Genomic DNA, 24,196 nt, shown 5'->3' on the forward strand with positions numbered 1-24,196 from the left:
GGGCCGCCTGCAGCACAGGCGGCGGACTCTCACGGCCGGACCACGCCCATGGTCTGGCGGATGCGATCCGCCAGCGCGGCAAGGCGCGGTCCGATATCGTCAATCAGCCGCTCGCGCGGCAGCATGTAAGCCGGGCCGCCGCAGTTGAGGGCAAAGGCGAGCGCCCCCTCCCCCACCTGCAGCGGCACGCCGACCGCGTTGACTTCCGACTTCCACTCGCCGGCCGACAGGCAGAAGCCGCGGCTGCGCAGATCCTCCCTCGCCTGCTCGATGCCGTCGCGCACGCGCGGCCAGCGGTCGCCTTCGTGTTCGGCCAGCAGGTCCATGAGGTGGCTGCGCTCGTCGTCGGGCAGCCCGGCCAGGTAAGCGCGGCCCATGCCCGAGGTGCCGAGCTTGATGTGCGAGCCGACGTCGAGCGCCAGGGTGATGGCGCTGTCGCCGCGGCAGCATTCCACATAAACCATGCTCATGCGGTCGCGGGTGCCGAGGGCGACGGAGACACCGGAGTAATCCGCCATCTCCTGCATGAGCGGCCGGGCGACATCGCGCACGCCGATGCTGCCGAGGCAGGTGAAGCCCAGCGACAGCACGCCGATACCCAGCCGGTACTTGCCGACGTCCGGCAGATAGGTGAGGTAGCCGAGGCGGCTGAGCGTGTAGGTCAGGCGCGAGACCGTCGGCTTCGGCAGGCCGGTGCGGGCGGCGATGTCCTGGTTGCCCAGCGCCGTGTCGCCCTGGCGGAAGGCGCGCAGCACCTCCAGCCCGCGCGACAGGGCGGTGACGAATTGGGGGTCGCGTTCGGTCGGGTCGATCTCCCGCGTCAGGTCCGGGACCTGGTGCCGCTTCCTCACGCCGCCGCTCCTTGCCGGATGAGCCCGACGGTCGCCGTCCGGCCCCGATGGAGGGCTCCAGGCTGTTCCGTCCTTCTGCGACCTTGTCACGCTCATCGCGGCCCCGTCAATTATTTTTGAAATTCATTTTCGTACAGTGGAATTAGCCGTCGACGCGCTCCAGCACGGCGGCGATCCCCTGGCCGACGCCGATGCACATGGACACCAGCGCATAGCGGCCGCCGGTGCGTTCCAGCTGCCGGGTGGCGGTGAGCGCGAGGCGGGCGCCCGACGCCCCCAGCGGGTGGCCGACGGCGATAGCGCCGCCGTTGGGATTGACGCGGCTGTCGGCGGCGTCGAGGTCGAGCAGCTTGAGACAACCGAGCACCTGGCTCGCGAAGGCCTCGTTGATCTCGACGACGTCCATGTCGGCGAGCGTCAGGCCGGCGCGGGCGAGAGCCTTCTTCGCCGCCGGCACCGGGCCGAGGCCCATGACCCGCGGCTCCACACCGGCCACGGCGCCGGAGACGACGCGGGCGCGCGGCCGGGCCCCGACCGCCTCGCCGGCTGCCCGCGAGGCGACGATGAGGGCGGCGGCGCCGTCGTTGATGCCGGAGGCATTGCCGGCGGTGACCACGCCGCCGTCGAACAGCGGGCGCAGGCGCTCTAGGGCCTCCAGAGTGGTTTCGGGGCGCGGGTGCTCGTCGGCGCTGACGACGGTGGGCGGCGACTTGCGGCCGGTCGGCACCTCGGCGGCCAGGATTTCGGCATCGAAGAAACCGGCGGCGCGGGCGCTCTCGAACTTGGTCTGGCTGGCGAGCGCGAAGGCGTCGGCCTCGGCGCGCGAGATGCCGAGGTCTCGTGCCACGTTGTCGGCGGTTTCCGGCATGGTGTCGCCGCCGTACTGGCGGGTCACCAGCGGGTTGGGGAAACGGGCGCCCATGGTGGTGTCGTAGATGTGCGCCTGACGGCTGAACGGCGTTTCCGCCTTGCCCATGACGAAGGGCGCCCGGCTCATGCCCTCGACGCCGCCGGCGATATAAAGATCACCTTCGCCGGTGCGGATGGCGCGGGCGGTGTCGATGAGAGCGGCGAGGCCGCTCCCGCACAGGCGGTTGACCGTCTGGCCGGCAACCTCAATGGGCAGGTCGGCGCGCAGCAGGGCGTTGCGGGCGACGTTGCGGCTGTCCTCGCCGGCCTGGTTGGTGCAGCCGATCACCACATCCTCAATGGCGGCGGCGGCGAAGGGCGAGCGGGCGACCACGGCGGCCAGCACCTGGGCCAGCATGTCGTCGGTGCGCAGCGGCGCGAGGGCGCCGGCATGGCGGCCGAAGGGGGTGCGCAGGCCGTCGTAGATGAAGGCGTCGGTCATGGGGCGGTTCCGTCCGTGTCTTGATCTGGGGGCGCGTTAGGCTTCCGGGGTGGTCAGCGGCACGTCGAGCAGGGCGCGGCGCTTCAGCCAGGGACTGGGGCGGTAGCGCGGATCACGGTAGAAGGCGTGCAGCGCTTCCAGGATCTCCAGGATGCGCCGCGGCCCAATCTCATCACCGAACCGCAGCGAACCGCGCGGATAGCCGAGGCCCACCTCGACGGCGATGTTGACGTCCTCGGGCGCGGCGATGCGCTGCTGGGCGATGTCAGCGCCAACGTTGACGATGCCGGCCACCATGCGCTGGGCGATGAAGCCGGGGCTGTCGTGGATGACCGTCACCGCGCTGCCATCGGCGGCGAGCAGGGCGTGGGCGAGGTCGCGGCAGGTGGCTTCCGTGATCGGCGTGCCCATGATGGTGCGGCGGCCGCGCAGGTCGAACAGCATGTCGACGGCGACCACGCGGCGGGCGTCGAGCCCTTCATCCACGGCGCTGGTGGTGGCGTCGGCGCCGAAGGGGGTGACGAGGCAGAGCGCCTCCGCCGAGGGCGCGTCGCCGGCTTCGACGGTGGCGCCGGCCTCGCGCAGCACGGCGCGCAGGCGCTCGGCGGCGGCGGGGTGGCGGTCGCTCACCCACACCGGGCGGGCGTCGGCGGCGACGGACGGCACGGCGGGCTCGGCCGGCATGGCGGGCTTGCCGTCGGCGTATTCATAGAACCCGTGGCCGGTCTTGCGGCCGTAGAGCCCCGCCATCTGGCGCTGCTTGCCGATGTAGCTGGGGCGGTAGCGCGGTTCCTCGTAATACTGGTGGTAAATCGACTCGATCACCGTCTGCGACACGTCGAGGCCCGTCAGGTCGAGCAGGGCGAAGGGGCCCATGCGGAAGCCGGCGGCCTCGGTCATCACCCGGTCGATGTCGGCGAAGGAGGCGATGCCCTCGCTCACGATGCGCATGGCCTCGGTGCCGAAGGCGCGGCCGGCGTGGTTGACCAGGAAACCCGGCGTGTCGGTCGCCAGCACCGGCCAATGACCGAGGCGGCGGCCGAGCGCCATGAGGGCATCCACCGCCCAGGTCTCTGTTAGCGTACCGCCGATCACCTCCACCAGCCGCATGAGCGGCACCGGGTTGAAGAAGTGGAAGCCGGCGATGCGGCCGGGCCTCTGCGCCCCGGCGGCAAATCCGGTGACCGACAGGGACGAGGTATTGGTGGCGATGATGCAGCGCGCATCCACCGCCGCCTCCAGCCCGTCGCGCACGGCGTGCTTGATCTCCATGCGCTCGGCGACGGCCTCAACCACCACATGGCAGGGAGTGAAGGCGGCATAGCCGGCGTCCGGGCCGGCGTCGGTGCGGTGCACGCGGGAAGCGGCTTTCTCGGCTTCGGCCTCGGTGAGCGTGCCCTTGGCGGCCTTGCGGCGGAGCATGTCGGCAACGAAGGCGCAAGCCTCGTCCACCGCCTCGCGGCGGGCGTCGGCGAGCAGCACGGTGATGCCGGCCTCGGCGGCGATCTGGGCGATGCCGCGCCCCATGATGCCGGCCCCGACGATGCCAAGGACGAGATCGGGGCGGGCGGCGTCGAGGACGGTCGACGGAGCGGTCATGACGGCGGGTTCCTTGGTCGACAGGGCTCAGCGGCCGGTGAAGGTGGGGCGGCGCTTCTCGATGAAGGCGGCCATGCCTTCCTTCTGGTCGGCGGTGTCGAACAGCAGCTGGAAGGCCTGACGCTCGATGAGCAGGCCGGCGTCCAGCGTCTGGTCGGCGCCGGCTAGCACCGCTTCCTTGATCTTGCGGGCGGCGAGTGGCGGCAGGCGGGCGATGCTGGCCGCGATCTCGACGGCGCGGTGGAGGGTGCGGTCGTCGGGCACCACTTCCGTCACCAGGCCCATGGCCTCGGCCTCGGCGGCGGTGACCGGCTCGCCGGTGAGCAGGATCTTCATGGCCTTGAACTTGCCGACGGCGCGCACGAGGCGCTGGGTGCCGCCAGCACCGGGCATGATGCCGACCTTGATTTCCGGCTGGCCGAACCTGGCCCCCTCTCCGGCGACGATGACGTCGGCATGCATGGCCAGCTCGCAGCCGCCGCCCAGCGCCCAGCCGTTGACGGCCGCGACGAGGGGCTTCGGGAAGTCCTTCACCGGCGCCCACAGGCGTTCGGAGGCGCGCAGCATCATGTCGGTGGGCGAGGCCTCGGCCATGGCCTTGATGTCGGCCCCGGCGGCGAAGACGTCCGACCCGCCAGTCAGCACCACGGCGCGCACCGACTCGTCGGCGGCGAGTGCGGTGAAGTGGGCCGCCAGCTCCTCGCGCAGGGCCGGGGACAGGGCGTTGCGCGCCTCCGGCCGGTTCAGGCGCAGCAGGGCGACGCCTCCGTCCAGGGTCTCGCGCAGCACGGCGGGTTCCGCCATCCGATCCTCCCTTGTTTCGTTCTACGAAATTCAATTTCGTATTCTTGACGGGCATCGTAGATCGTGCCACCGTCGGCGGCAACAGGTTTTTCGAAACTGTTTTTCACGATGCAAAATAAACACGAGGAAGGTCCGAGATCATGGCGTTGGACACCGAAACCCTGAACCAGCTCCTCGACACCGTCGGCCGCTTCGTCGAGCAGCGCCTCCGCCCGCTGGAACAGCGCGTGGCGGAAGAGGACCGCATCCCCGACGACGTGATTCAGGAGATGCGCGACCTCGGCCTGTTCGGCCTGTCGATCCCCGAGGAGTTCGGCGGCCTCGGCCTGACCATGAGCGAAGAGGTGCAGGTGGCCTTCCGCCTCGGCCGCACGTCGCCGGCCTTCCGCTCGCTCATCGGCACCAACAACGGCATCGGCTCGCAGGGCATCGTCATCGACGGCACCGACGAGCAGAAGGCCCACTACCTGCCCAAGCTGGCGGCCGGCGAGCTGATCGGCTCGTTCTGCCTGACCGAGCCCAACAGCGGCTCCGACGCTGGCTCGCTGCGCACCAGCGCGCGGCGCGACGGCACCGACTTCATCCTGAACGGCACCAAGCGCTACATCACCAATGCGCCGCAGGCGGGCGTCTTCACCGTCTTCGCCCGCACCGAGCCCGAAAGCCGCGACGCCCGCGGCGTGACCGCCTTCGTGGTCGATGCGAACCTGCCCGGCATCAGCCTCGGCCCTGTCGACAAGAAGATGGGTCAGAAGGGCGCCCATACCTGCGACGTCATCTTCGAGGATGTGCGGGTGCCGGACAGCGCCATCATCGGCGGCCCGGCGCGCCTCAACCAGGGCTTCAAGACGGCGATGAAGGTGCTCGACCGCGGCCGCCTGCACATCGGCGCCGTGTGCTGCGGCGTCTCCGAGCGGCTGATCGAGGACGCCCTGCGCTACGCCATAGAACGCAAGCAGTTCGGCCAGCCCATCGCCGAGTTCCAGCTGATCCAGGCCATGCTCGCCGACAGCAAGGCGGAAAGCTACGCCGCCCGCTGCATGGTGGAGGAAACGGCGCGCCGCAAGGAAGCCGGCATCAACGTCTCCACCGAAGCGGCCTGCTGCAAGATGTTCGCGACGGAAATGGTCGGCCGCGTCGCCGACCGCGCCGTGCAGATCCATGGCGGCGCCGGCTACATCGCCGACTACGACGTGGAGCGCTTCTACCGCGACGTCCGCCTGTTCCGCATCTACGAGGGCACCACCCAGATCCAGCAGTTGGTCATCGCCCGCAACATGATCCGCGAGGCGCAGGCATGAGCGGCGGCGGCGACGAAACCGTTGACCTCGCCGCCTTCCCGCGCCGCATCCACCAGCTGCCCGACCGCTGGCGGCGGGAGCGCCCGACGGCCCCGGCACTGATCGACTTCGACGGCCGGGAGGTGGATTACGCCGGGCTCGGCGCGGCGGTGGACGCGGCGGAGCGGGTGCTGCGCGCGGCCGGCGTGCGCGGCGGCGACCGGGTGATGCTGCTCAACGAGAACTCGGTGGCGACCGGCGCCTTCCTGTTCGCCTGTTCGCGGCTGGACGCCTGGGCGGTGCTGCTGAACGCCCGGCTGGCGGCGCCGGAGGTGGCGCGCATCCGCGACCACTGCCGGCCGCGCGCCCTGGTCTTCACCCACCTGTGTTCGCGCGATGCCGCCCGCCACGGCGCGGATGCCGGCGCGGTGGAGGTGACGGACGCCAGCTTCGGCGCCATCCTGGTCGCCGGCAACCTGGAGGCGGAGCCGGAGCCGGTGAGCGACGACCCCGCCGGTCAGGTGGCGGCCATGATCTATACCTCGGGCACCACTGGCCAGCCCAAGGGCGTGATGCTGACGCACCGCAACGTGCTTTACATCGCCATCGTCTCGGGCCGCCAGCGGGCGCTCGGGCCGGACGACCGGGTTTATGCCGTACTGCCCATCAGCCACGTCTTCGGGCTCGCCTCCACCTTCCTCGGCACGGTCAATGCCGGCGGCTGCCTGCTGCTGGTGCCCAAGTTCGACCCCGCCCACCTGGCCGACGCGCTGGCCGGCGGCGTGACCGTGTTCCAGGGCGTGCCGGCCATGTACGCCAAGCTGCTGGAATACCTGGAAGGCGCCGGCCGCTCGCTGGAGGTGCCGCGGCTGCGCTACATGTCGTCGGGCGGGGCGCCGCTCGACCTCGACTGGAAGCGCCGCATCGAGGCCCGCTTCGGCCTCGCCCTCAACAACGGCTACGGCCTGACGGAGGCCTCGCCCACCGTATCGCAGACCCGCATCGACGGCCGCCGCGACGACGACAGCATCGGCCCTGCCCTGCCCGGCCTGACCGTGCGCATTGTCGACCCCAGCGGCCACGACGTACCCGAGGGCGAGGTGGGCGAACTGTGGGTGCGCGGCCCCAACATCATGAAGGGCTACTACCGCGATCCCGCCGCCACCGCCGCCACCGTCACCCCGGACGGCTGGCTGAAGACCGGCGACCTGTGCCGCCGCGACCCCGACGGCGCTCTGTTCCTGGTCGGCCGGGCCAAGGAACTCATCATCCGTTCGGGCTTCAACGTCTACCCACCGGAGGTGGAAACGGCGCTCAACGCCCATCCCGCCGTCACCCACAGCGCCGTGGTCGGCCGCCGTGTCTCCGGCAACGAGGAAGTCATCGCCTTTGTCGAAGCGGTGCCCGGATCGGGCGTCGACGAGGCGGCGCTGAAGGACTTCGTGAAGGAGCGCCTGGCGCCCTACAAGCGGCCGCAGCGTATCTTCGTGGTGGAAGCCATGCCGGCCTCGGCCACCGGCAAGGTGCAGAAGCATCGCCTCACCCTGCTGGCGGAGGAGATGTGCGCAGCGGACGGAGAGACAGGGGCATGACCGACAACCTCGCCTGGGAACAGGCCAACGGCAGCGGCCTGCAGGCCTTGCTCGGCTACCGGCTGGTTACGTGGGAACCCGACCGGGCGGTGGTGGAGCTGGAGGTCGGGCCGCAGCACCTCAACCGTGCCGGCCTGCTGCACGGCGGCGTGCTCACCACGGTGCTCGATACCGCCAGCGGCTATGCCGGCTGCTTCTGTCCGGTACCGGGCCACATCCGGCGCACCCTGACCCTGTCGCTCACTACCAACTACCTGGGCCAGATGCGCGAGGGCCTCTTGCGGGTGGAGGCGCGCACGCGCGGCGGCGGGCGGCGGCTCTACTTCGTCGACGCCACCGCCATCGACGGCGACGGCACCCCCATCGCCACCTCCACCGGCACCTTCCGCTATCACCGCGGCAGCGAAACCGCGGAGGGCACGCCGCGATGAGCGCCAACCTCGCCGGCCCCCTCGACGTGCGCCGCCAGGGTCGGGTTCTGGTGCTGACGCTCGACGACCCGGCGACGCGCAACGCCCTGCACCCCTCCGTCTACATCGCCGGGCTCGCCGCCCTGCAGGACGCCGACGCCGACCCGGAGATGGGCGCGGTAGTGCTGACCGGCGCCGGCGGCACCTTCTGCTCGGGCGGCAACATCGCCCGTTTGCGCGCGCGGCGGGAGCAACCGCCGGCGGTGCAGCGGGAATCCATCGAGCATCTGCACGCCTTCATCCGCGCCCTGCGGCGCTCTCCGCTGCCGGTGGTCGCGGCGGTGGAAGGATCGGCGGCCGGCGCCGGCTGGTCGCTGGTGCTGGCAGCGGATCTGGTGGTGGCGGCACGCGAGGCGCGGTTCTCCATGGCCTATGTGAAGGTGGGTCTGAACCCGGATGGCGGCGCCTCCGCCTTCCTCGCCCGTGCCCTGCCGCCGCCGTTGGCGGCCGAGATGCTGTTCGAGGGCGCTCCTGTGGCGGCGGAGCGGCTGCACGCCCTCGGCCTCGTCAACCGCCTGACCGAGCCCGGCGGAGCGTACACCGACGCGTTGGCCTGGGCGGAGCGGCTGGCGGACGGACCGCGCGCCGCGCTCGGCCGGGCCAAGCGGCTGCTGGAAAGCGCCTTGCGCCACAACCTCGACACCCAGCTGGACCTGGAGGCGGAGCTGCTGACGGAGGCGGTCCACCACCCGGAGGCCGGCGAGGGCCTGACCGCCTTCCTGGAGAAGCGCCGGCCGCAGTGGCGTCCGCGGTAGGGCGCCACGCCTAGCGGTAGCCACGCCGTTGAGCGTCCGCCTGCACGGCCCGCACCATGGCCACCAGCCGCGGGCCGATGTCGTCCCGCATGCGGGCCTCGCTGACCACGAACGCCGGGCCGCCGATGTTGAAGGCATGGACGGTCTGCCCGTCGGCGGAGACAAAGGCACAGCCGGCACCAACGATGTCGGGCATCCAGGTACCGACGCCGAGGCAGAAGCCGGTGTCGGCGATTTCCTTCTCCGCCTGCTGGATGTGGTCGCGCAGGGCCGGCCAGTCCTTCCCCTCGGCGGCGGCAAGAGCATCCAGGACATGACGGCGCTGCCCCTCCGGCGCGTGGGCCAGCCAGGCGCAGCCCATGGCGCTGCGCCCAATGGGCAGGCGGGTGCCGGTATCCATGTGAAGGATGACGTTCGACAGCGCCCGCTGCACCTCGACGCACACCATGCTCAGGCGGTCGCGGTCGCCGAGGCCGACGGTGCATCCGGTATCCTGGGCCAAATCCTGCATGTGCGGCCGGGCGATGTCGCGCACCACCATGCTGGCCATGTAGGCCTGGGTGAAGCCGAGGACGGCCGACCCAAGCCGGTACTTCTCCAGCTTGGCGTCCCACCGCAGGTACCCCAGTTCGGTCAGGGTATAGGTGATGCGCGAGACCGTGGGCTTCGGCAGGCCCGTCCGGGCGGCAATATCCTGGTTGCCGAGCATCGGGTCGTCGGCATCGAAAGCCCGCAGCACATCCAGCCCACGCGCCAGGGCGGTGATGAACTGGCGGTTCTTGCCGCCGTCCTCATCCCCGGGCTCGGCGCCATCCTCGGGGCTCACCCGAGTGCGCCAGGGTTTGCGCGTGCTCATGCCGATCCCCCTCGCCACTGCGTCTCCCCCTGTATAGCGGGCGATTTCGCGATGCGAAACTGGTTTAAGAGGGGACGACGCCCGCCGCACGATCGTACCAACTTGGCACCACCGGCCCCGAGGCATGGGGAGCCGCCGCACCGCCCTCGACCGCTACGACGGCTCCGCCATCCTGAACCGCGTCACCACCCTGCCCCCGCCCGCCCCCTGATAGGCTGATCTCGGCGAGGGCAATTTCCGGCGCAATCCCAGCGAGCACCGCGCCGCACACGTCAACCCTAAACACAAAAGCCCCAGGGTCGCCTCGCCCGCGCCCCACCAACAGCTGTCGCCGCCCGCATCATTCCTCCGAATAATCCTCAGGCCAACCTCCCCTGCGCTTTAAGCATGAGGATCCGTCAGGAAAAGGATGAAGGGATACTTCGTTTGTGTCATCTACTCCCACGAACTGTCCATCCGGATAGGTTCGAGGAAGGAACAAGGTCTGATGCTCCGCATGCTGTCGATCGCAACGAAACTTCCTGCGCTTATTATTGGCACTGCTGCGATTGCTGTCGGGGCCACGACATGGATCTCCTACGACCGGGCTTCCGATGCCCTGCAGGAGGCGGCCCAGAACAAGTTGACCGCCGTGCGCGACGCCCGACTGGCCACGATCTCCCAGTACTTCGAGGCGATCCGCCAGGACCTCACGGTGACGGCCGCCAGCCCGGTCGTCGTCGCGGCGCTGGAGGAGTTCACCACCGCTTACGCCAGCCTGCCCGCGCCGGAGGCGGCGCTGCAGGCGGCGTATGTCCGCAAGGAAGCCGCGGCGGCCGGGCTCGGCGACTACGCGACGGTTCACGAGCGGCGCCACCCCTGGTTCAAGATCCTGCAGGAAGAAAGCGGCTACTATGACGTCTTCCTGCTGGATGCCGAAGGGCGGGTCGTCTACACGGTCTTCAAGGAAGCGGACCTCGGCACCGATCTGGTGCGCGGCCAGTTCTCCAACAGCGGCCTTGCCGAAGCCTTCCGCCGCGTGCGGAACGGCAGCGGCACCGGGCACGCCTTTGTCGATTTCGCGCCCTATGCACCCTCCAACGGAGCGCCGGCCGGGTTCCTGGCGGCACCGGTGCATGACGAACGTGGCCGCCTGCTCGGCAGCCTTGCCATCCAGATGCCGATCGACCGCATTGACGCCGTCATGCAGGAGGCGAGCGGCCTCGGACGCACCGGGGAGACTTACCTCATCGGCCCCGACCGCCTGATGCGGTCGAACTCGCGGCTGGCGACCGAGCCCACCCTGCTGACGACCAAGGTCGACAGCCACGCCGCCACCAGTGCCCTCGCCGGCCGCACCGGCGTTGAGGAACTGCGCGATTATCGAGGGGAGATGGTGGTCTCTGCCTATGCGCCGTTCACCTTCCAGGGCGTCACCTATGGCCTGATGGCCGAATCCGACAGTGCGGAGGTGTTTGCACCGGTCGCACGCCTGCGCACGGTCCTGCTTTCGACCGGCGCCGTTGTCCTGGTCCTCATCGCGGCCGTCGGCTTCGCCTTCTCGCGCAGCATCACCAAGCCGCTGTCGCGCATGACCAGCGCCATGAACCGGCTGTCCCAGGGCGACCTGAGCGTGGAGATCCCTGATCGCGACCGGCGGGACGAGATCGGCGCCATGGCGGGGGCTATGGGCATCTTTTCCGAAAACGCCCGTCGCGTTGAAGAAATGAAGAAGGAACAGGTGGCGGCCGAGGAGCGCGCTGCCGCCGAACGCCGCCGCAGCATGCTCGACCTGGCGGATCGCTTTGAACGAAGCGTCGGCGCCGTTGTCACCGACGTGTCGAACGCCGCCGACAGCATGCAGCAGGCCAGCCAGTCGGTATCGGCGGCCGCCGAGCAGACCAGCCGCCAGGCGAGCGCGGTGGCCGCTGCGGCGGAGGAAACCTCGGCCAATGTCCAGACGGTGGCCAGCGCCACCGAGGAGCTTACCGCCTCCACCGCCGAGATCGCCCGTCAGGTGGAACAGGCCAAGACCGTGGCGCAATCGGCCGTCAAGGAGGCCGCCGCGACCACCGCCATCGTCCGCGGCCTGGCCGGCGCCGTCGACAGCATCGGCACCGTGGTTACCCTGATCGGCGACATCGCCGATCAGACCAACCTGCTGGCGCTGAATGCCACCATCGAGGCGGCCCGTGCGGGCGATGCCGGCAAGGGTTTCGCCGTCGTCGCGAACGAGGTGAAGAGCCTCGCCAGCCAGACCAGCCGGGCGACCGAAGACATCACGCGGCAGATCGCCGAAGTGCAGCAGGCGACACTCCGGTCCGTCTCCGCCATCGAGAACTTCGCCGAGACCATCCGCAGCATCGAGGACATCTCTACCGCCATCGCCGCCGCCACCGAGGAACAGGACGCGGCCATGCAGGAAATCGCCCGCAACATCGCCCAGGCGGCCGGCGGCACCCAGGAAGTCACCAACAACATCGAGGGCGTATCGGCAGCCGCCCGGGAAAGCGGCGCTGCCGCCGGCACGGTGCTGCACAGTTCCGAAGCCCTCGGCCGGGAGGCGGCGCAGTTGCGCCATCAGGTGGAGGAGTTCCTGACGCAGATCCGCGCCGCCTGATCGACTCCCGCGCCGCGCCGCGCCCCCCGTCACCTCACGCCGCCGGCAGCCCCATGGTGCAGCGGGCGCGGTGGCCGTGGCGGGTCACTTCCTCCGGGACCGTGACCGCACAGGCCGCCACCGCCTCGGCGCAGCGGGGGTGGAAGACGCAGCCGGGGGGCAGGTTCATCGGGTCCGGCTGGACCGCCTTCAGCGGCACCGAGGGCGGCCCGCGATGGGGGTCGGGCACCAGGATGGAGGCCAGCAGCGCCTTGGTGTAAGGGTGCGCCGGGGCCCGGAACAGGGTCTCGGCATCGGCTTCCTCGACGATCTGGCCGAGGTACATCACCGCCACCCGGTCGGAGATATGCTCGACCACCCCAAGGTCGTGGCTGATGAACAGGTAGGTCAGGTTGAACTCCGCCCGCAGGTCCATGAGCAGGTTCAGCACCTGCGCCTGCACGGAGACATCCAGCGCCGAGGTCGGCTCGTCGCAGATGACCACGTCGGGCTCGGTGACCAGGGCGCGGGCGATGGCGATGCGCTGGCGCTGGCCGCCGGACATCTGGGCCGGATAGGCGTCGATCACCCGCGACGGCATGCCCATCAGGTCCAGCATCCGCCGCACCCGCCGCTCGCGGTCGGCGCTGTCGCGGTTGCCGTGGACCACCAGCGGCATCTCGATCAACTGGCGCACCGTCTTGCGCGGGTTGAGCGAGGAATAGGGATCCTGGAAGATCGGCTGGATGCGGCTGCCGAACACCTTGCGGCCGTAGTCGGCAATGGGCCGGTCCTCGAACAGGATCTCGCCGCCGGTGGGGCGGTCGAGGCCGAGCAGGATCTGCGCCAGGGTGCTCTTGCCGCAGCCGGACTCGCCCACCAGCCCCATCACCTGCCCCTTGGGGATGTCGAGGGTGATGCCGCGCAGGGCATGCAGCGGCCGCCGCCCACGGAACATCCCCAGCGACACCTGGAAGGTGCGGGTGACGTCGCGGATCTTCATGATCGGGTCGCCGGTGCGGATCATGGCGCCGAAACCTCCAGCTGGGGAGCCGTCGCGGTGGCGGAGGCGGCCGCCACCGCCACGCAGCGGGCGCGGTGGCCGTCGCCGACGACGGCGGTGGGAATGGCCTCCAGGCAGGCATCGCGGGCGAGTGCGCAGCGCGGCCGGAACATGCACCCCGACACCTGCCCGATCAGCGACGGCACCACGCCGGGAATGGAGCCGAGCGGCGCCCCGCGCGCCACCAGCCCGCTGTTGGGCAGGCAGCGGAACAGGCCCTGGGTGTAGGGGTGGGCGGGCGCACCGAACACCTGCGCCGTGCTGCCGCCTTCCACCTCGCTGCCGGCGTACATGACGCTCACCTTGTCGGCGACGCGGGAGATGACGCCGAGATCGTGGCTGACGAAGATCATCGCCGCCCCGCTCTCGCGCTGAAGTTCCGCCAGCAGGGCGAGGATCTGCGCCTGGATGGTGACGTCGAGCGCCGTCGTCGGCTCGTCGGCGATGATGAGGTCGGGGTCGCACATCAGCGCCATGGCGATCATCACCCGCTGGCGCAGGCCGCCCGACAGCTGGTGCGGATACTGGCCGAGGCGCCGCTCCGGCGAGGCGATGCCGACGCGGTCGAGCAGATGCAGCGCCTTCTCCCGCGCCTCGCGCCGGCCGGCGGTGCGGTGGCGGCGGTAGGTTTCGGTCAGCTGCTCGCCGATGGTCAGCAGCGGGTTGAGCGCCGTCATGGGCTCCTGGAAGATCATCGCCATGCGGTCGCCGCGCAGGTCGGCCATGCGCCGCTCCGGCAGGCCGAGCAGGTCCATGCCCTCGAACCGCAGGGTTTCCGCCCGCACCGCCACATGGGGCGGCAGCAGGCCCATGATCGCCATGGACATCATGGACTTGCCGCAGCCGGACTCCCCGACAATGCCGAGCGTCTCACCGCGGTCGAGGGTGAAGCTCACCGACCGCACGGCGGCCAGGATGCCGGCCGGCACGGTGATGGAGACCGACAGGTCCCTCACCGTCAGAAGAGGTTCGGTCGAGCCCATCACGATCCTCCCTGCGGGGCGACCACGTCCTGGAAGCCGTCGCCGATCAGGTTGATGCACAGCACCAGCAGGGCGATGGCGGCGCCGGGGATGGCGACCAGACGGGCGTCGAAGAAGATCATGCCCTTGCCTTCCGCCACCATCAGCCCCCAAGACGGGGTCGGCGGCTGCACGCCGAGGCCGAGGAAGGACAGCGCCGATTCCAGCAGGATGGCATGCGCCACCTCCAGGCTGCCGACCACCGCCAGGGTGCTGACCAGGTTGGGCAGCACCTCGCGCAGCAGGATGCGGCTGGTGCTGCAGCCGACGGCGCGGGCCGCCTTGATGTAGTCGTTGGCGCGCACCTGCTTCGTGGCGGACCGCACCACGACGGCGAAGCGGTCCCACAGCAGCAGGCTCAGCACCACGATCACCACCGTCAGCGAACCGCCGAACAGCGACACCACCGCCAGCGCCACCAGCACCACCGGCAAGGCGAGGCGGGCGGAGACCAGGAAGGTCACCACGCTGTCCACCCGACCACCGAAATAGCCGGCCAGAAGGCCAAGCGTGGTGCCGATGAGGCCGGAGCCGAGGGCGGCGAAGAACCCGATCAGCAGCGACACCCGCGCCCCGTACAGCAGGCGCGACAGATAGTCGCGGCCGAGGGCGTCGGTGCCGAGGATGTTCTGCCAGCTGCCCGCCTCCGCCCACACCGGCGGCACCAGACGGCGCGACAGGTCCTGCGTGTAGGGATCGTGCGGCGCCAGCCACGGCGCCAGCAGCGCCACCGCCACCACCACCGCCAGACCGGCGAGGCCGATCATCAGGCCGACGTGGCCGGTGATGCGCCGCCACATCAGGGTGCGCGGCGACGGGCCGGCGACGTCTTGAATCGTATAGGCTGTCGTCATGTCAGGCCACCCTTATGCGCGGGTCGATCCAGGCGTTGAGGACATCGGCCAGGAAGGTCAGGCAGACGTAGATCATGGCGTAGACCAGGATGATGGCCTGGATGGTGGGGAAGTCGTTGCGGCCGATGCTCTCCCACGCCAGGTAGCCGATGCCGCGCAGGGAGAACACGCTCTCCACCACCACCGATCCGCCGAGGATGAATCCGAACTCCACCGCCGCCACGCTGACCACCGGCAGGATGGCGTTGCGCAGGGCGTGCTTCAGGATGATGGTGCGCGGCAGCATGCCCTTGGCGCGGGCGGTGCGGATGTAGTCGGACCGCAGCGCCTCGATCATGCCGCCACGGGTCAGCCGCATCATCGACGGCGAGGCGTAGTAGCCGAGCACGATGGACGGCAGGATGAAATGCGCCAGGGTGCTGGAGCCGGACACCGGCAGCCACCGCAGGGTGACCGCAAACAGCACGATCAGCATCAGCGCCAGCCAGAAGCTGGGCGTCGCCTGCCCCACCGTCGCCAGCGCCAGCGATAGGCGGTCGGCCAGGGAATTGCGCTTCACCGCCGCCAGGATGCCGAGCGGAATGGCCAGCAGCAGGGCGAAGGCGATGCTGAAGGCGGCCAGCGTCGCCGTCACCGGCATGCGCTCCGCCAGCAGGTCCACCACCGGCTGGTTGAAGTAATAGCTCTGCCCGAAGTTGCCCATGGCCGCCCCGGAGATCCAGTCCCAGTACTGGACGATGAAGGGCCGGTCGAAGCCGAAGGTCCGGCGGATCACCTGGATGTCGGCCTCGGTCGCCCCTTCGCCGGCAATGGCGATGGCGGGATCGCCGGTCAGGAACATCAGGCTGAAGCTGATCGACGACACGAAGATCGCCACCAGCAGAGCAAGCGCCAGGCGCTTGGTCACGAAGGCTGCCACGGCATCACCCTTTGTCTCGCGCTAACCTGCATGGAGCCGGAAGGGGGAAGGCTCCCGCAGGGAGCCGGAAAGGGGGAAGGCGGTCCGGCACGGTCGCCCTCCCCCGCCGGATTACTTCCAGCTGGCCCGGAAGAACCGGGGCAGTTCGTCCGGCGTCGGCGCGAACTGCAGGTCGGCCGAGAAGGCGTAGTTCTTGGTGTAGGTGAACAGCGGCACCCAGTAGGCGGCCTCGGCGATCTTCGCCAGCGCCTCGGCATAGGCCTCGCGCCGCTCCGCCGGGTCGGTGGCGCTGTCGCCGCGGGCGATGATGGCCATGACCTCGGGGTCCTTGGCCGGATCGTCCGGGCCGCCGCCGAAGAAGTAGCTGGTGATGGCCGAGACGTCGGGAATGGAGCTGGAGCCCCAGCTCATGTTGGCGACGCCCACCTTGCCCTCGCGGATGAGGTCGCGCAGGGCGGCGTACTTCAGCCACCGCAGGTCGGACTTGAGGCCCACCTGGGCGAGATCGTTGGTGATCGCCTCCGCCACCTGGCGGTCGCGGTAGCCGTAGAACTCGAAGCTCAGGCCGTCGGGATAGCCGGCCTCGGCCAGCAGGGCGCGGGCCTTGGCGGGATCGTAGTCGTAGGCGGCGGCAGTGGTGGCGCAGCCGAACTGGATCGGGTGACAGGCGACCGAAATCACCTGGCTGGTCTCGCCCATCAGGTTCCTGGCGATGTTCTCGCGGTTCACCGCATGGGCGAAGGCGCGGCGCACCTCCGGCTTGGTGAAGGCGTCCGACCCGGCGCTGCCGTGGATGTCGAAGGTCAGGTAGGCGATGCGCATGGTGGGCGCGTTCAGCACCGTCAGGTTGGGCGCCTGCTTGAGCATCTGCGCCTGATCGGTGGACATGCCCCAGATCCAGTCGACGCCGCCGGTCATCAGCTCCGCCACCTGGGTGGTGTCGTCGGTGATGGTGCGGAAGGTGAGGCGTTCGATGGCGGGCGTGCCCTTGGGGCCGCCGGCGAAGTAGTCGGGGTTGGCCACCATCTCCACATGGTCGCCGGCCTTGAACGACGTCACCTTGTAAGGCCCGGTGCCGACCGGCGGCACCGCCTGATGGCGCTTCTTGCCATCGGCGCCGGCCGGGGCGGCGTCATAGTGGCCTTCCGGCAGGATCGGCAGCGTCAGCGCCAGATAGGCGAGCGCCGAGGGAAACGGCTCGTCCAGCAGGATGCGGACGGTGTCCTCGTCCACCACCTCGGCCCGGTTCAGCCACTTGATGTCGCCGTAGTTGAGGACGCCGTTGGCTTCATCGGCGCCGAAGTTGATGGTGTAGACCACATCCTCCGGCCCGAAGGTGGAGCCGTCGTGGAAGGTCACGCCCTGGCGCAGGTCGAATTCCAGGGTGCGGCTGTCCACCCAGCGGTAGGCGGTCGCCAGCAGCGGCTGATAGTCGCCGGTCGCCGGATCCCAGTAGACCAGCCCGTCGTGAACGTGCTGCGACAGCACGATGACTTCGCGCGAGGTGTCGAAGAACGGGTCGACGGCGGTGACTTCGGCACCGGCCGCCCACACCAGCGAATTGTCGGCCTTGCCCGCCTGGGCGGCGGGAACGGCAAGAACGGCGGTGGCGGCGACGGCAAGCGCCGCGACGGCCGGGGTACGGGTGGGAAATTTCATTGGGTGTCTCCCTGTGACGATCGGGAAAAGCCTCCGGGGTACCGCACGCTTGTTCATTGTCAGGCGTGTCTTTTGTATTGAATAATGATACCTTGAATTAAACTATGATGGATGGCATACAGAACCCTGTCAAGCCGGTTGGGCGGCGTGGCACGCCCGCCGACCGGCACGGCCGTTTCCGGCCTGGCGTTTCTCTGGATCGGAAGTCCCGCCCATGGACAAGAAGGACCCGCTGTTCGTCGGCACCCTGGAAAAGGGGATGCGCATCATCGACCTGTTCCGCACCGCCCATACGCCGCTCGGCCTCAGCGACATCGCCCGGCGGGCGGACCTGGAGAAAAGCGCCGCCCAGCGCCTGTGCCACACGCTGTACAAGCTTGGATTCCTGGAGCGCGACGACGACACCCGGCGCTACCGCCCCGGCATGCGGATGCTGGAGATGGCCTTCGCCTACCTGATCCAGGACCGGCTGGTGGAACTGGCCATGCCGCGCCTGATCGAGGTCGCCCGCACCTTCAACACCACCGTCAACCTGAGCGTGCTGGACGGGGTGCACATCGTTTACAAGACCCGCATCCCGCACGCCCGCCAGGCCTACGACACCACCTTGATCGGCGTCCGCCAGCCGGCGCTCAACACCGCCGCCGGGCTGGTGATGCTGGCCTTCCGCCCGCCGGAGGACCTGGAGTCGGTGCTGGCCCGGTGGCAGCCGGCGGCCATCACCCCCCACACCACCACCGACCCGGAGCGCATCCGGGCGCAGGTCGCCGCCGCTCGCCAGGACGGCTACACCATCACCAGCAACCAGCTGATGCTGCAGGAACTGGGCGTCGCCGCCCCGGTCATGGGCGAGGCCGGCGTCGCCGTGGCGGCGGTCAGCATGCCCGTCTACATGCCCGACTGGTCGGTGGAGCGCGTGCGCGAGGAACTGGTCTCGGTGGTCACCGAGACGGCGCGGTCGGTCTCCTACGCCTGCACGGCGGCGAAACTCTAGAACGGGGAAAAGCGATGACGTTCCATGTGCTGGCCGCCATGTTCGGCCATGAGACCAACGTGTTCTCGCGCATCCCGACGACGCGCCGGAATTTCGAGGACAGCATCTTCCTGCGCGACGACGCCGTGCTGCCGCGCCTGGGCGCCACCAGCACCGAGTTCAGCGGTCTGGCCGAGGCCGCCGCCGAGTTCGGCTGGTCCGTGCGCACGCCGCTGGCCGCCTGGGCCACCCCCGGCGGGCGGGTGGAGGAAGATACCTTCGACACCTGCGCCGGCATCATCGCGGATGCCTGCCGCGACGCCCTCGCCCGCGGGCAGCTGGACGGCATCCTGCTGTTCCTGCACGGCGCCATGTCGACCACCGGCCACGACGATGCCGAAGGCCGCCTGCTCACCCGCCTGCGCGAGGTGGTGCCCGCCGGCGTGCCCATCGCCGTCACCCTCGACCTGCACGCCAACGTGACGCCGGAAATGTGCCGCGGCGCCGACATCCTGTGCGCCTACCGCACCTATCCCCACATCGATCAGGCCGAAACCGCCCGCCGCGCCGCCGGCCTGCTCCACCGCGCCATGCGCCGCGAGATCAGCCCGCGCCTGATGCTCGCCCGCGCACCCACCCTGACCGGCCTGGACGACGGCCGCACCACCGCCGAAGGCCCCATGACCGCCGCCCTGCGCATGGCCGACGCGGCGGAGGCGAGCGGCGACGGCGGCGTGCTGTGCGTCAGCCTGCAGGCCGGCTTCATCCATTCCGTGCTGCCCGAGGCCGGGCCGTCGGTGGTACTGACCTGCGACGGCGAGCAGCCGGACCAGGCCGCCATCGCCGACCGCTTCGTGCGCCACATCTGGGACACCCGCGCCTACAACTCCTGCACCTTCCTGTCACCGCAGGAGGCGATGGAGCGGGTGGCGGCCCGCCGGGCGGCGCCCATCGACGGCCCCATCGTGGTCGCCGATTATTCCGACAACCCCGGCGGCGGCGCCTACGGCGATGCCACCCGGCTGCTGGAGGCGGTGCTGGCCGCCGACATCGGTCGCTGCGCCTACGGCACCCTCTACGACCCCGAGGCGGTGCGCACCCTGTGGCCGGTGCCGGAGGGGGAGACGGCGACCCTCGCCATCGGCGGCAAGATCGACCCCGCCTTCGGCCCGCCGCTCACCGTCACCGGCACCGTGGTGCGCAAGACCGACGGCACCTTCGTCGGCGGCGGCCCCCGGTGGAAGGGGGTGCGGATGAACTTCGGCGACACGGTGGTGTTCCGCGTCGGCGCCGTCGACATCCTGATCTGCTCCAAGCGCGTGCAGTGTACCGAGATCGAAACCTTCACCCACGCCGGCATCGCCCCGGCGGCGCTGGATGTGGTGGTGGTGAAGTCCATGCAGCACTTCCGCGCCGCCTTCGCGCCGCTGGCCTCGGAGATCCTGGTGGTCGATGCCGGCGCCCTGTGCAGCGAAACCCGCCGCCCGCCCGGCGCTCCCGGCACGGTCGAGGCCGCCCGGCCATGAAGGTTCTCGTCCTCGGCGCCGGCGTCGTCGGCGTCACCACCGCCTGGTATCTGGCCCGCGCCGGCCACACCGTCGCCGTCGTCGACCGCCAGCCGCAACCCGCCGGCGAAACCAGCTATGCCAACGCCGGCCTGCTGACGCCGAGCGATGCCCTCAGCTGGGCGGCGCCGGGGGCACCCGTGCGCTTTGCCAAGTCGTTGATGCACCCGGAGTGGGGCGTGCGGGTGGTGCCGACCGCCCGGCCGTCGGACTTGGCCTGGTACGGCCGCTTCCTCGCCCAGTGCCCCGGTCCCCGCCACCGCGCCAACAGCGAGACCAAGCTGACCCTGGCGCGGCGGTCGCTCGCCCTGCTGGAGGAACTGATCGCCGAAACCGGCCTCACCTTCGACCACGCCCGCCGCGGCGTGCTCTACGTCTATGAGACGGAGGCGAGCCTGCGCCATGCCTATGCCGGCTTCGGCATCCTGCGCGATCTTGGCTGGACGCTGCACCAGCTCGACCGTCCGGCGGTGCTGGAGCTGGAGCCGGCCTTCGCCCGCAGCGCCACGCCCATCGCCGGCGCCGTCTACTCCCCCGACTGCCAGACCGGCGACTGCCGACGGTTCACCCAGGCGCTGGCCGACCTGTGCCGGGCCAGCGGCCGCGTCACCTTCCACATGGGGGAGAGCGTCACCAGCCTGACCGTCACCGCCGGCCGCGCCACCGGCGCCACCACCGACAAGGCCCGGCACGAGGCCGATGCCGTGGTGCTGTCGCTCGGCTGCCAGAGCCGCGACATCGGCGCCGCCGTCGGGCTGGACGTGCCGATCCTGCCGGTGAAGGGCTATTCCGTCACCTACCGCATCAAGGATGCCGCCGGCGCCCCCGCCCTGGGCGGCGCCAACGAGGACCGCTTCATCGCCTTCTGTCGCCTGGGGGACCGCCTGCGCCTCGCCTGCAAGGCCGAGTTCGGCGGCCGCGGCCTGACCGGCTCGGCGAAAGATTTCGCCATGCTGACCGAGGGTGTGGAGCAGATGTTCCCCGGCGTCGTCGACCACGCCACCGCCGACTTCGCCGCCCGCACCCGGCCGATGACGCCCTCCTCCGCCCCGCTGCTCGGCCGCTCGGGGCTGGACGGGCTGATCCTCAACACCGGCCATGGCCACCTGGGCTGGACGCTCGCCTGCGCCTCGGCGGAACGGGTGGTGGAGGTGCTGGGGTAGGCAGGGGCCTCGCCTTAGGGACGCTCGATCCCCGGAATGCCCGTCACCGCCTCGGCCAGGAACTCCACCAGCAGCCGCACCCGCGCGATGGCCGCCCGCTCCGGCACGATCAGCATGTTGAGGGGAACCGGCGGCGGCACATGGTCCGGCAGGACCGGCACTAGGCGGCCGTCCGCCAGCAGGTCATCCACCAGCCACATGTGAGCTGGGCCGAAGCAGCGGCCGGCCAGCAACGCCTCGCGGGCGGCAAGGCCATGGTCGACGCGCAGGCGGCCGGTCAGCGTCACTGCCCGGCGCTCCCCTGCCGGTCCGTGCAGGTCCAGGGTGTCGCTGCCGGCGATGTTCGACATGCGCAGCCCGTCCAGCCCCTCAAGGTCTTCGGGGGCGACGGGCGGCCCATGCCGCGCCAGGAGGTCCGGCGCGGCGACCAGCAGGCGCCGGCTCAGCCCCAGCGGCCGCAGCTTGAGGGAACTGTCGGTGAGCGGGCCGAGGCGGATGGCGACGTCCACCCCGTCGCGCACGAGGTCGATGCGCTCGTCGGTCAGGTTCAGGTCGACGGCGATGGCCGGATGGCGGTCCTGAAAGGCGAAGATCAGCCGGCTGACATGCCGCACCCCCAGCGCCGCCGTGCAGGAGACGCGAAGCAGACCGGCCGGCGCGTCACCGCCGGCGCGCGCCTCGTCGCCGGCCTGCTCGACCAGGCGCAGGACCTGGACCGCCCGCTGGTAATAGCGGCTGCCTTCCTCCGTCAGGGTGACGCGCCGGGTGGTGCGGCTGAACAGCGCCACCCCCAGCGCCGCCTCAAGCTCGCGGATGTGGCGGGTGATGCTCGACTGGCCGACGCTCATCTCCCGCGCCACGGCCGACAGGCTGCCCCGTTCGGCGACGCGAACGAAGCTGCGCATGCGGTCCAGGCTGACAGCGGATTGATCCATTTTACGGCACAGTCCTATGCATAGGAGCCCTATACCGGATTAATCGCGCCGCGCCTAGCTTGGACGAGCCTTTTTCGAACCAAGCGGGTGCTGCCATGAATGTGCTGATCGTCTTCGCCCATCCCGAACCCCGGTCGTTGAACACCGCCCTCCGCGACATCGCGGTGGAGGAACTGCGGGCTCAGGGTGACACGGTGCGGGTGTCCGACCTCCATGCCATGGGCTGGAAGCCGACGGTCGACCGGGCCGACTTCCCGACGCTGCCGCCGGACCACCGGCTGCAGGTTGCCCCGGCCTCCGCCCAGGCGTTCGCGGCAGGCGCCCTGACCGACGATGTCAGGGCGGAGCAGGAAAAGCTGCTTTGGGCCGATGTTTTGATCCTGCAGTTTCCGCTGTGGTGGTTTTCCATGCCGGCGATCCTCAAGGGCTGGGTGGATCGCGTTTATGCCTACGGCTTCGGCTACGGCGTCGGCGAGCACAGCGACCGTCGCTGGGGCGACCGCTACGGCGACGGCCGGCTGGCCGGCAAGCGGGCCATGCTGATCGTGACGACCGGCGGCTGGGCCGAGCACTACTCCCCGCGCGGCATCAACGGGCCGATCGACGACCTGCTGTTCCCGATCAATCACGGCATCCTGCACTATCCCGGCTACGACGTGCTGCCCCCCTTCGTCGCCTACCGCGTCGACCGCCTGGACGACGAAGGCTTCGGCACGGTAGCGGAGGCGCTGCGGGTCCGCATGCGGTCGCTGCACACCACCGCACCCATCCCGTTCCGCCGCCAGAACGGCGGCGACTATGTGATCCCGACGCTGGAACTGCGGGAGGACCTGGCACGCCCCGGCCTCACCGGCTTCGCCCTCCACCGGTCGGAGGCGGAGGGGTGATGGCCGTATCTTGTCTCCCGCCGCCCTGGGGGGAAGGCGGCAGGGGATGCTCTACGGCATGATGGGGAATGCCATGCCGGCCCCGACCCCCTACCAGCTCGTGTCATAGGCCAGGTAGCGGCTCATGTACTCTTCAAACGTCCAGGTCTGGTCAAACCAGCGGAAGCGCATGTCCGGCTTGTAGAACGTCAGGCCGAGCAGCCGGGCGACCATGGGGTCGATGGGCTCTTCCAGCCCGTCCATGTCCGGCAGGGTGGCCGCCGCCGCCCGCAGCCTCTGTCGGGCGGCCTCGCCGTCGCCGCCGATCAGCGGATGGATGGCATCGTAGAGACGGGCGGCCAGTTCGGCGATGGCATAGCCGCGGACGTGGGCATAGCTCATGAACATGTGCCGGTCGCGGAAGTTGGCCCACACATAGTCGGCGATCTTCACGTCGCAGTGGGCATCCCGCCTTTCCAGCTTGCGCCGGGCCTTGTCCAGCGTCGCCTGCGGGTCCGGCATGCACTCGGCGGCGCGCCTGGCATAGGCGGCCAGGGCGGCCGGGCCGGTCAGGCCGCTGGCCACCACCTCCAGCGCCACCCGGTTGCCATAGGGAAAGCGACCCCACACATAGCCGGGCTCCGGCACATTGCGCGGGTCCCCGACCATGGCGAAGGGCCACAGGCAGGTCATCACGTAGCTGGGGAAGACGATCTTCGGGCAGCCGGGCGGGCAGGAGGCGCGAAGCCGCGTCCGCAACGGCAGCCCGTACTGCTCGATATCGCCGACGGGCGACCACGCGGCGATGTCGGGCTGGCTGTCGTACTGCTCCAGGTACAGCGTGCAGCGCCGCATCTGGTCCGCCGTCGGCATTTCCGGTTCCTGGCCCGGCGGGGCGTGGTTCAGGACACAGAGATAGCCCTTGTCGCCGCGCGCCGCCGCCAGCAGGCGGGCCAGGAACGGCGTCTGGCAGTTGCCGTACAGGACCACCAGATCGGCGTCGCTGGCGTGGTTGCCATGCAGGATCATGCTGTCGACGGT

The 24,196-nt window shown here is 70.2% G+C and carries 21 protein-coding genes; 9 read left to right on the plus strand and 12 right to left on the minus strand.

All coding sequences use genetic code 11. The features are described 5' to 3' along the window. Positions 1-29: 29 nt before the first annotated feature. The 4 genes from ABD056_RS11820 to ABD056_RS11835 form a co-directional block, all read right to left on the minus strand. Positions 30-851 carry an IclR family transcriptional regulator gene (locus tag ABD056_RS11820; RefSeq protein ID WP_343866872.1) on the minus strand — a complete coding sequence of 274 codons (822 nt, stop codon included), beginning with the start codon at positions 849-851 and terminating at the stop codon, positions 30-32. Positions 852-993: 142 nt separating this feature from the next. Continuing rightward, positions 994-2,202, minus strand: a complete 1,209-nt coding sequence (locus tag ABD056_RS11825) for a 3-oxoadipyl-CoA thiolase (RefSeq protein WP_343866873.1) — start codon at positions 2,200-2,202, stop codon at positions 994-996. A gap of 36 nt (positions 2,203-2,238) precedes the next feature. Beyond that, entirely contained in the window at positions 2,239-3,801 is a 1,563-nt protein-coding gene (locus ABD056_RS11830) for a 3-hydroxyacyl-CoA dehydrogenase (RefSeq protein ID WP_343866875.1), read from the minus strand. A 27-nt stretch (positions 3,802-3,828) separates the two neighbouring features. After that, positions 3,829-4,605, minus strand: coding sequence for an enoyl-CoA hydratase-related protein (locus tag ABD056_RS11835; RefSeq protein ID WP_343866877.1), 777 nt, complete (start codon positions 4,603-4,605; stop codon positions 3,829-3,831). A 140-nt stretch (positions 4,606-4,745) separates the two neighbouring features. Here ABD056_RS11835 and ABD056_RS11840 point away from each other — a divergent pair, with 140 nt between their 5' ends. From ABD056_RS11840 to ABD056_RS11855, 4 genes are read left to right on the plus strand one after another with little or no spacing between them, the layout of a single operon-like run. Next, entirely contained in the window at positions 4,746-5,906 is a 1,161-nt protein-coding gene (locus ABD056_RS11840) for an acyl-CoA dehydrogenase family protein (RefSeq protein ID WP_343866879.1), read from the plus strand. Beyond that, positions 5,903-7,477 carry a class I adenylate-forming enzyme family protein gene (locus tag ABD056_RS11845; protein ID WP_343866880.1) on the plus strand — a complete coding sequence of 525 codons (1,575 nt, stop codon included), beginning with the start codon at positions 5,903-5,905 and terminating at the stop codon, positions 7,475-7,477. The genes ABD056_RS11840 and ABD056_RS11845 overlap by 4 nt, the downstream gene beginning before the upstream one ends. Continuing rightward, entirely contained in the window at positions 7,474-7,908 is a 435-nt protein-coding gene (locus tag ABD056_RS11850) for a PaaI family thioesterase (protein ID WP_343866882.1), read from the plus strand. The genes ABD056_RS11845 and ABD056_RS11850 overlap by 4 nt, the downstream gene beginning before the upstream one ends. Further along, positions 7,905-8,702: an oxepin-CoA hydrolase, alternative type gene (locus ABD056_RS11855; protein WP_343866884.1), complete on the plus strand. Its 798-nt coding sequence runs from the start codon at positions 7,905-7,907 to the stop codon at positions 8,700-8,702. The genes ABD056_RS11850 and ABD056_RS11855 overlap by 4 nt, the downstream gene beginning before the upstream one ends. Before the next feature lie 10 nt (positions 8,703-8,712). Here the strand turns inward: ABD056_RS11855 and ABD056_RS11860 are convergent, their stop codons facing one another. After that, positions 8,713-9,558, minus strand: coding sequence for an IclR family transcriptional regulator (locus tag ABD056_RS11860; RefSeq protein WP_343866886.1), 846 nt, complete (start codon positions 9,556-9,558; stop codon positions 8,713-8,715). 487 nt (positions 9,559-10,045) lie between these two features. On the opposite strand from ABD056_RS11860, the gene ABD056_RS11865 reads away from it, so the two are divergent. Next, a complete protein-coding gene (locus ABD056_RS11865; protein WP_343866888.1) occupies positions 10,046-12,157 on the plus strand; it encodes a methyl-accepting chemotaxis protein in 2,112 nt (703 codons plus the stop codon). Between the two features lie 34 nt (positions 12,158-12,191). Here the strand turns inward: ABD056_RS11865 and ABD056_RS11870 are convergent, their stop codons facing one another. The 5 genes from ABD056_RS11870 to ABD056_RS11890 form a co-directional block, all read right to left on the minus strand. After that, positions 12,192-13,163 (minus strand): ABC transporter ATP-binding protein, encoded by a 972-nt coding sequence (locus ABD056_RS11870; RefSeq protein ID WP_343866890.1) that lies wholly within the window; start codon positions 13,161-13,163, stop codon positions 12,192-12,194. Beyond that, positions 13,160-14,182 (minus strand): ABC transporter ATP-binding protein, encoded by a 1,023-nt coding sequence (locus ABD056_RS11875; protein WP_343866891.1) that lies wholly within the window; start codon positions 14,180-14,182, stop codon positions 13,160-13,162. Before ABD056_RS11875 ends, ABD056_RS11870 begins: the two co-directional genes overlap by 4 nt. Further along, positions 14,182-15,075: an ABC transporter permease gene (locus tag ABD056_RS11880; RefSeq protein ID WP_343866893.1), complete on the minus strand. Its 894-nt coding sequence runs from the start codon at positions 15,073-15,075 to the stop codon at positions 14,182-14,184. Before ABD056_RS11880 ends, ABD056_RS11875 begins: the two co-directional genes overlap by 1 nt. A gap of 1 nt (position 15,076) precedes the next feature. Then, positions 15,077-15,994 carry an ABC transporter permease gene (locus tag ABD056_RS11885; protein ID WP_343866895.1) on the minus strand — a complete coding sequence of 306 codons (918 nt, stop codon included), beginning with the start codon at positions 15,992-15,994 and terminating at the stop codon, positions 15,077-15,079. Between the two features lie 111 nt (positions 15,995-16,105). After that, on the minus strand, positions 16,106-17,653 hold the full coding sequence (locus ABD056_RS11890; protein WP_343866896.1) for an ABC transporter substrate-binding protein: 1,548 nt from the start codon (positions 17,651-17,653) through the stop codon (positions 16,106-16,108). A 214-nt stretch (positions 17,654-17,867) separates the two neighbouring features. Between ABD056_RS11890 and ABD056_RS11895 the strand changes: the two genes are divergently transcribed. From ABD056_RS11895 to ABD056_RS11905, 3 genes are read left to right on the plus strand one after another with little or no spacing between them, the layout of a single operon-like run. Beyond that, positions 17,868-18,647, plus strand: coding sequence for an IclR family transcriptional regulator (locus tag ABD056_RS11895; protein WP_343866898.1), 780 nt, complete (start codon positions 17,868-17,870; stop codon positions 18,645-18,647). Between the two features lie 14 nt (positions 18,648-18,661). Beyond that, positions 18,662-20,152, plus strand: coding sequence for a M81 family metallopeptidase (locus ABD056_RS11900; protein WP_343866899.1), 1,491 nt, complete (start codon positions 18,662-18,664; stop codon positions 20,150-20,152). After that, positions 20,149-21,354, plus strand: coding sequence for an FAD-dependent oxidoreductase (locus ABD056_RS11905; RefSeq protein ID WP_343866900.1), 1,206 nt, complete (start codon positions 20,149-20,151; stop codon positions 21,352-21,354). The genes ABD056_RS11900 and ABD056_RS11905 overlap by 4 nt, the downstream gene beginning before the upstream one ends. A gap of 14 nt (positions 21,355-21,368) precedes the next feature. Here ABD056_RS11905 and ABD056_RS11910 read toward each other — a convergent pair whose 3' ends face one another. Beyond that, a complete protein-coding gene (locus tag ABD056_RS11910) occupies positions 21,369-22,289 on the minus strand; it encodes a LysR family transcriptional regulator (RefSeq protein WP_343866901.1) in 921 nt (306 codons plus the stop codon). Positions 22,290-22,384: 95 nt separating this feature from the next. On the opposite strand from ABD056_RS11910, the gene ABD056_RS11915 reads away from it, so the two are divergent. Continuing rightward, on the plus strand, positions 22,385-23,176 hold the full coding sequence (locus ABD056_RS11915) for an NAD(P)H-dependent oxidoreductase (RefSeq protein WP_343866903.1): 792 nt from the start codon (positions 22,385-22,387) through the stop codon (positions 23,174-23,176). 90 nt (positions 23,177-23,266) lie between these two features. Here the strand turns inward: ABD056_RS11915 and ABD056_RS11920 are convergent, their stop codons facing one another. Continuing rightward, the gene (locus tag ABD056_RS11920; RefSeq protein WP_343866905.1) at positions 23,267-24,184 is read right to left on the minus strand and encodes a WcbI family polysaccharide biosynthesis putative acetyltransferase; all 918 of its coding nucleotides are present in this window, start codon (positions 24,182-24,184) and stop codon (positions 23,267-23,269) included. Between the last annotated feature and the right edge of the window lie 12 nt (positions 24,185-24,196).

Source organism: Caenispirillum bisanense (assembly GCF_039523075.1).
GTDB lineage: Bacteria > Pseudomonadota > Alphaproteobacteria > Rhodospirillales > Rhodospirillaceae > Caenispirillum > Caenispirillum bisanense.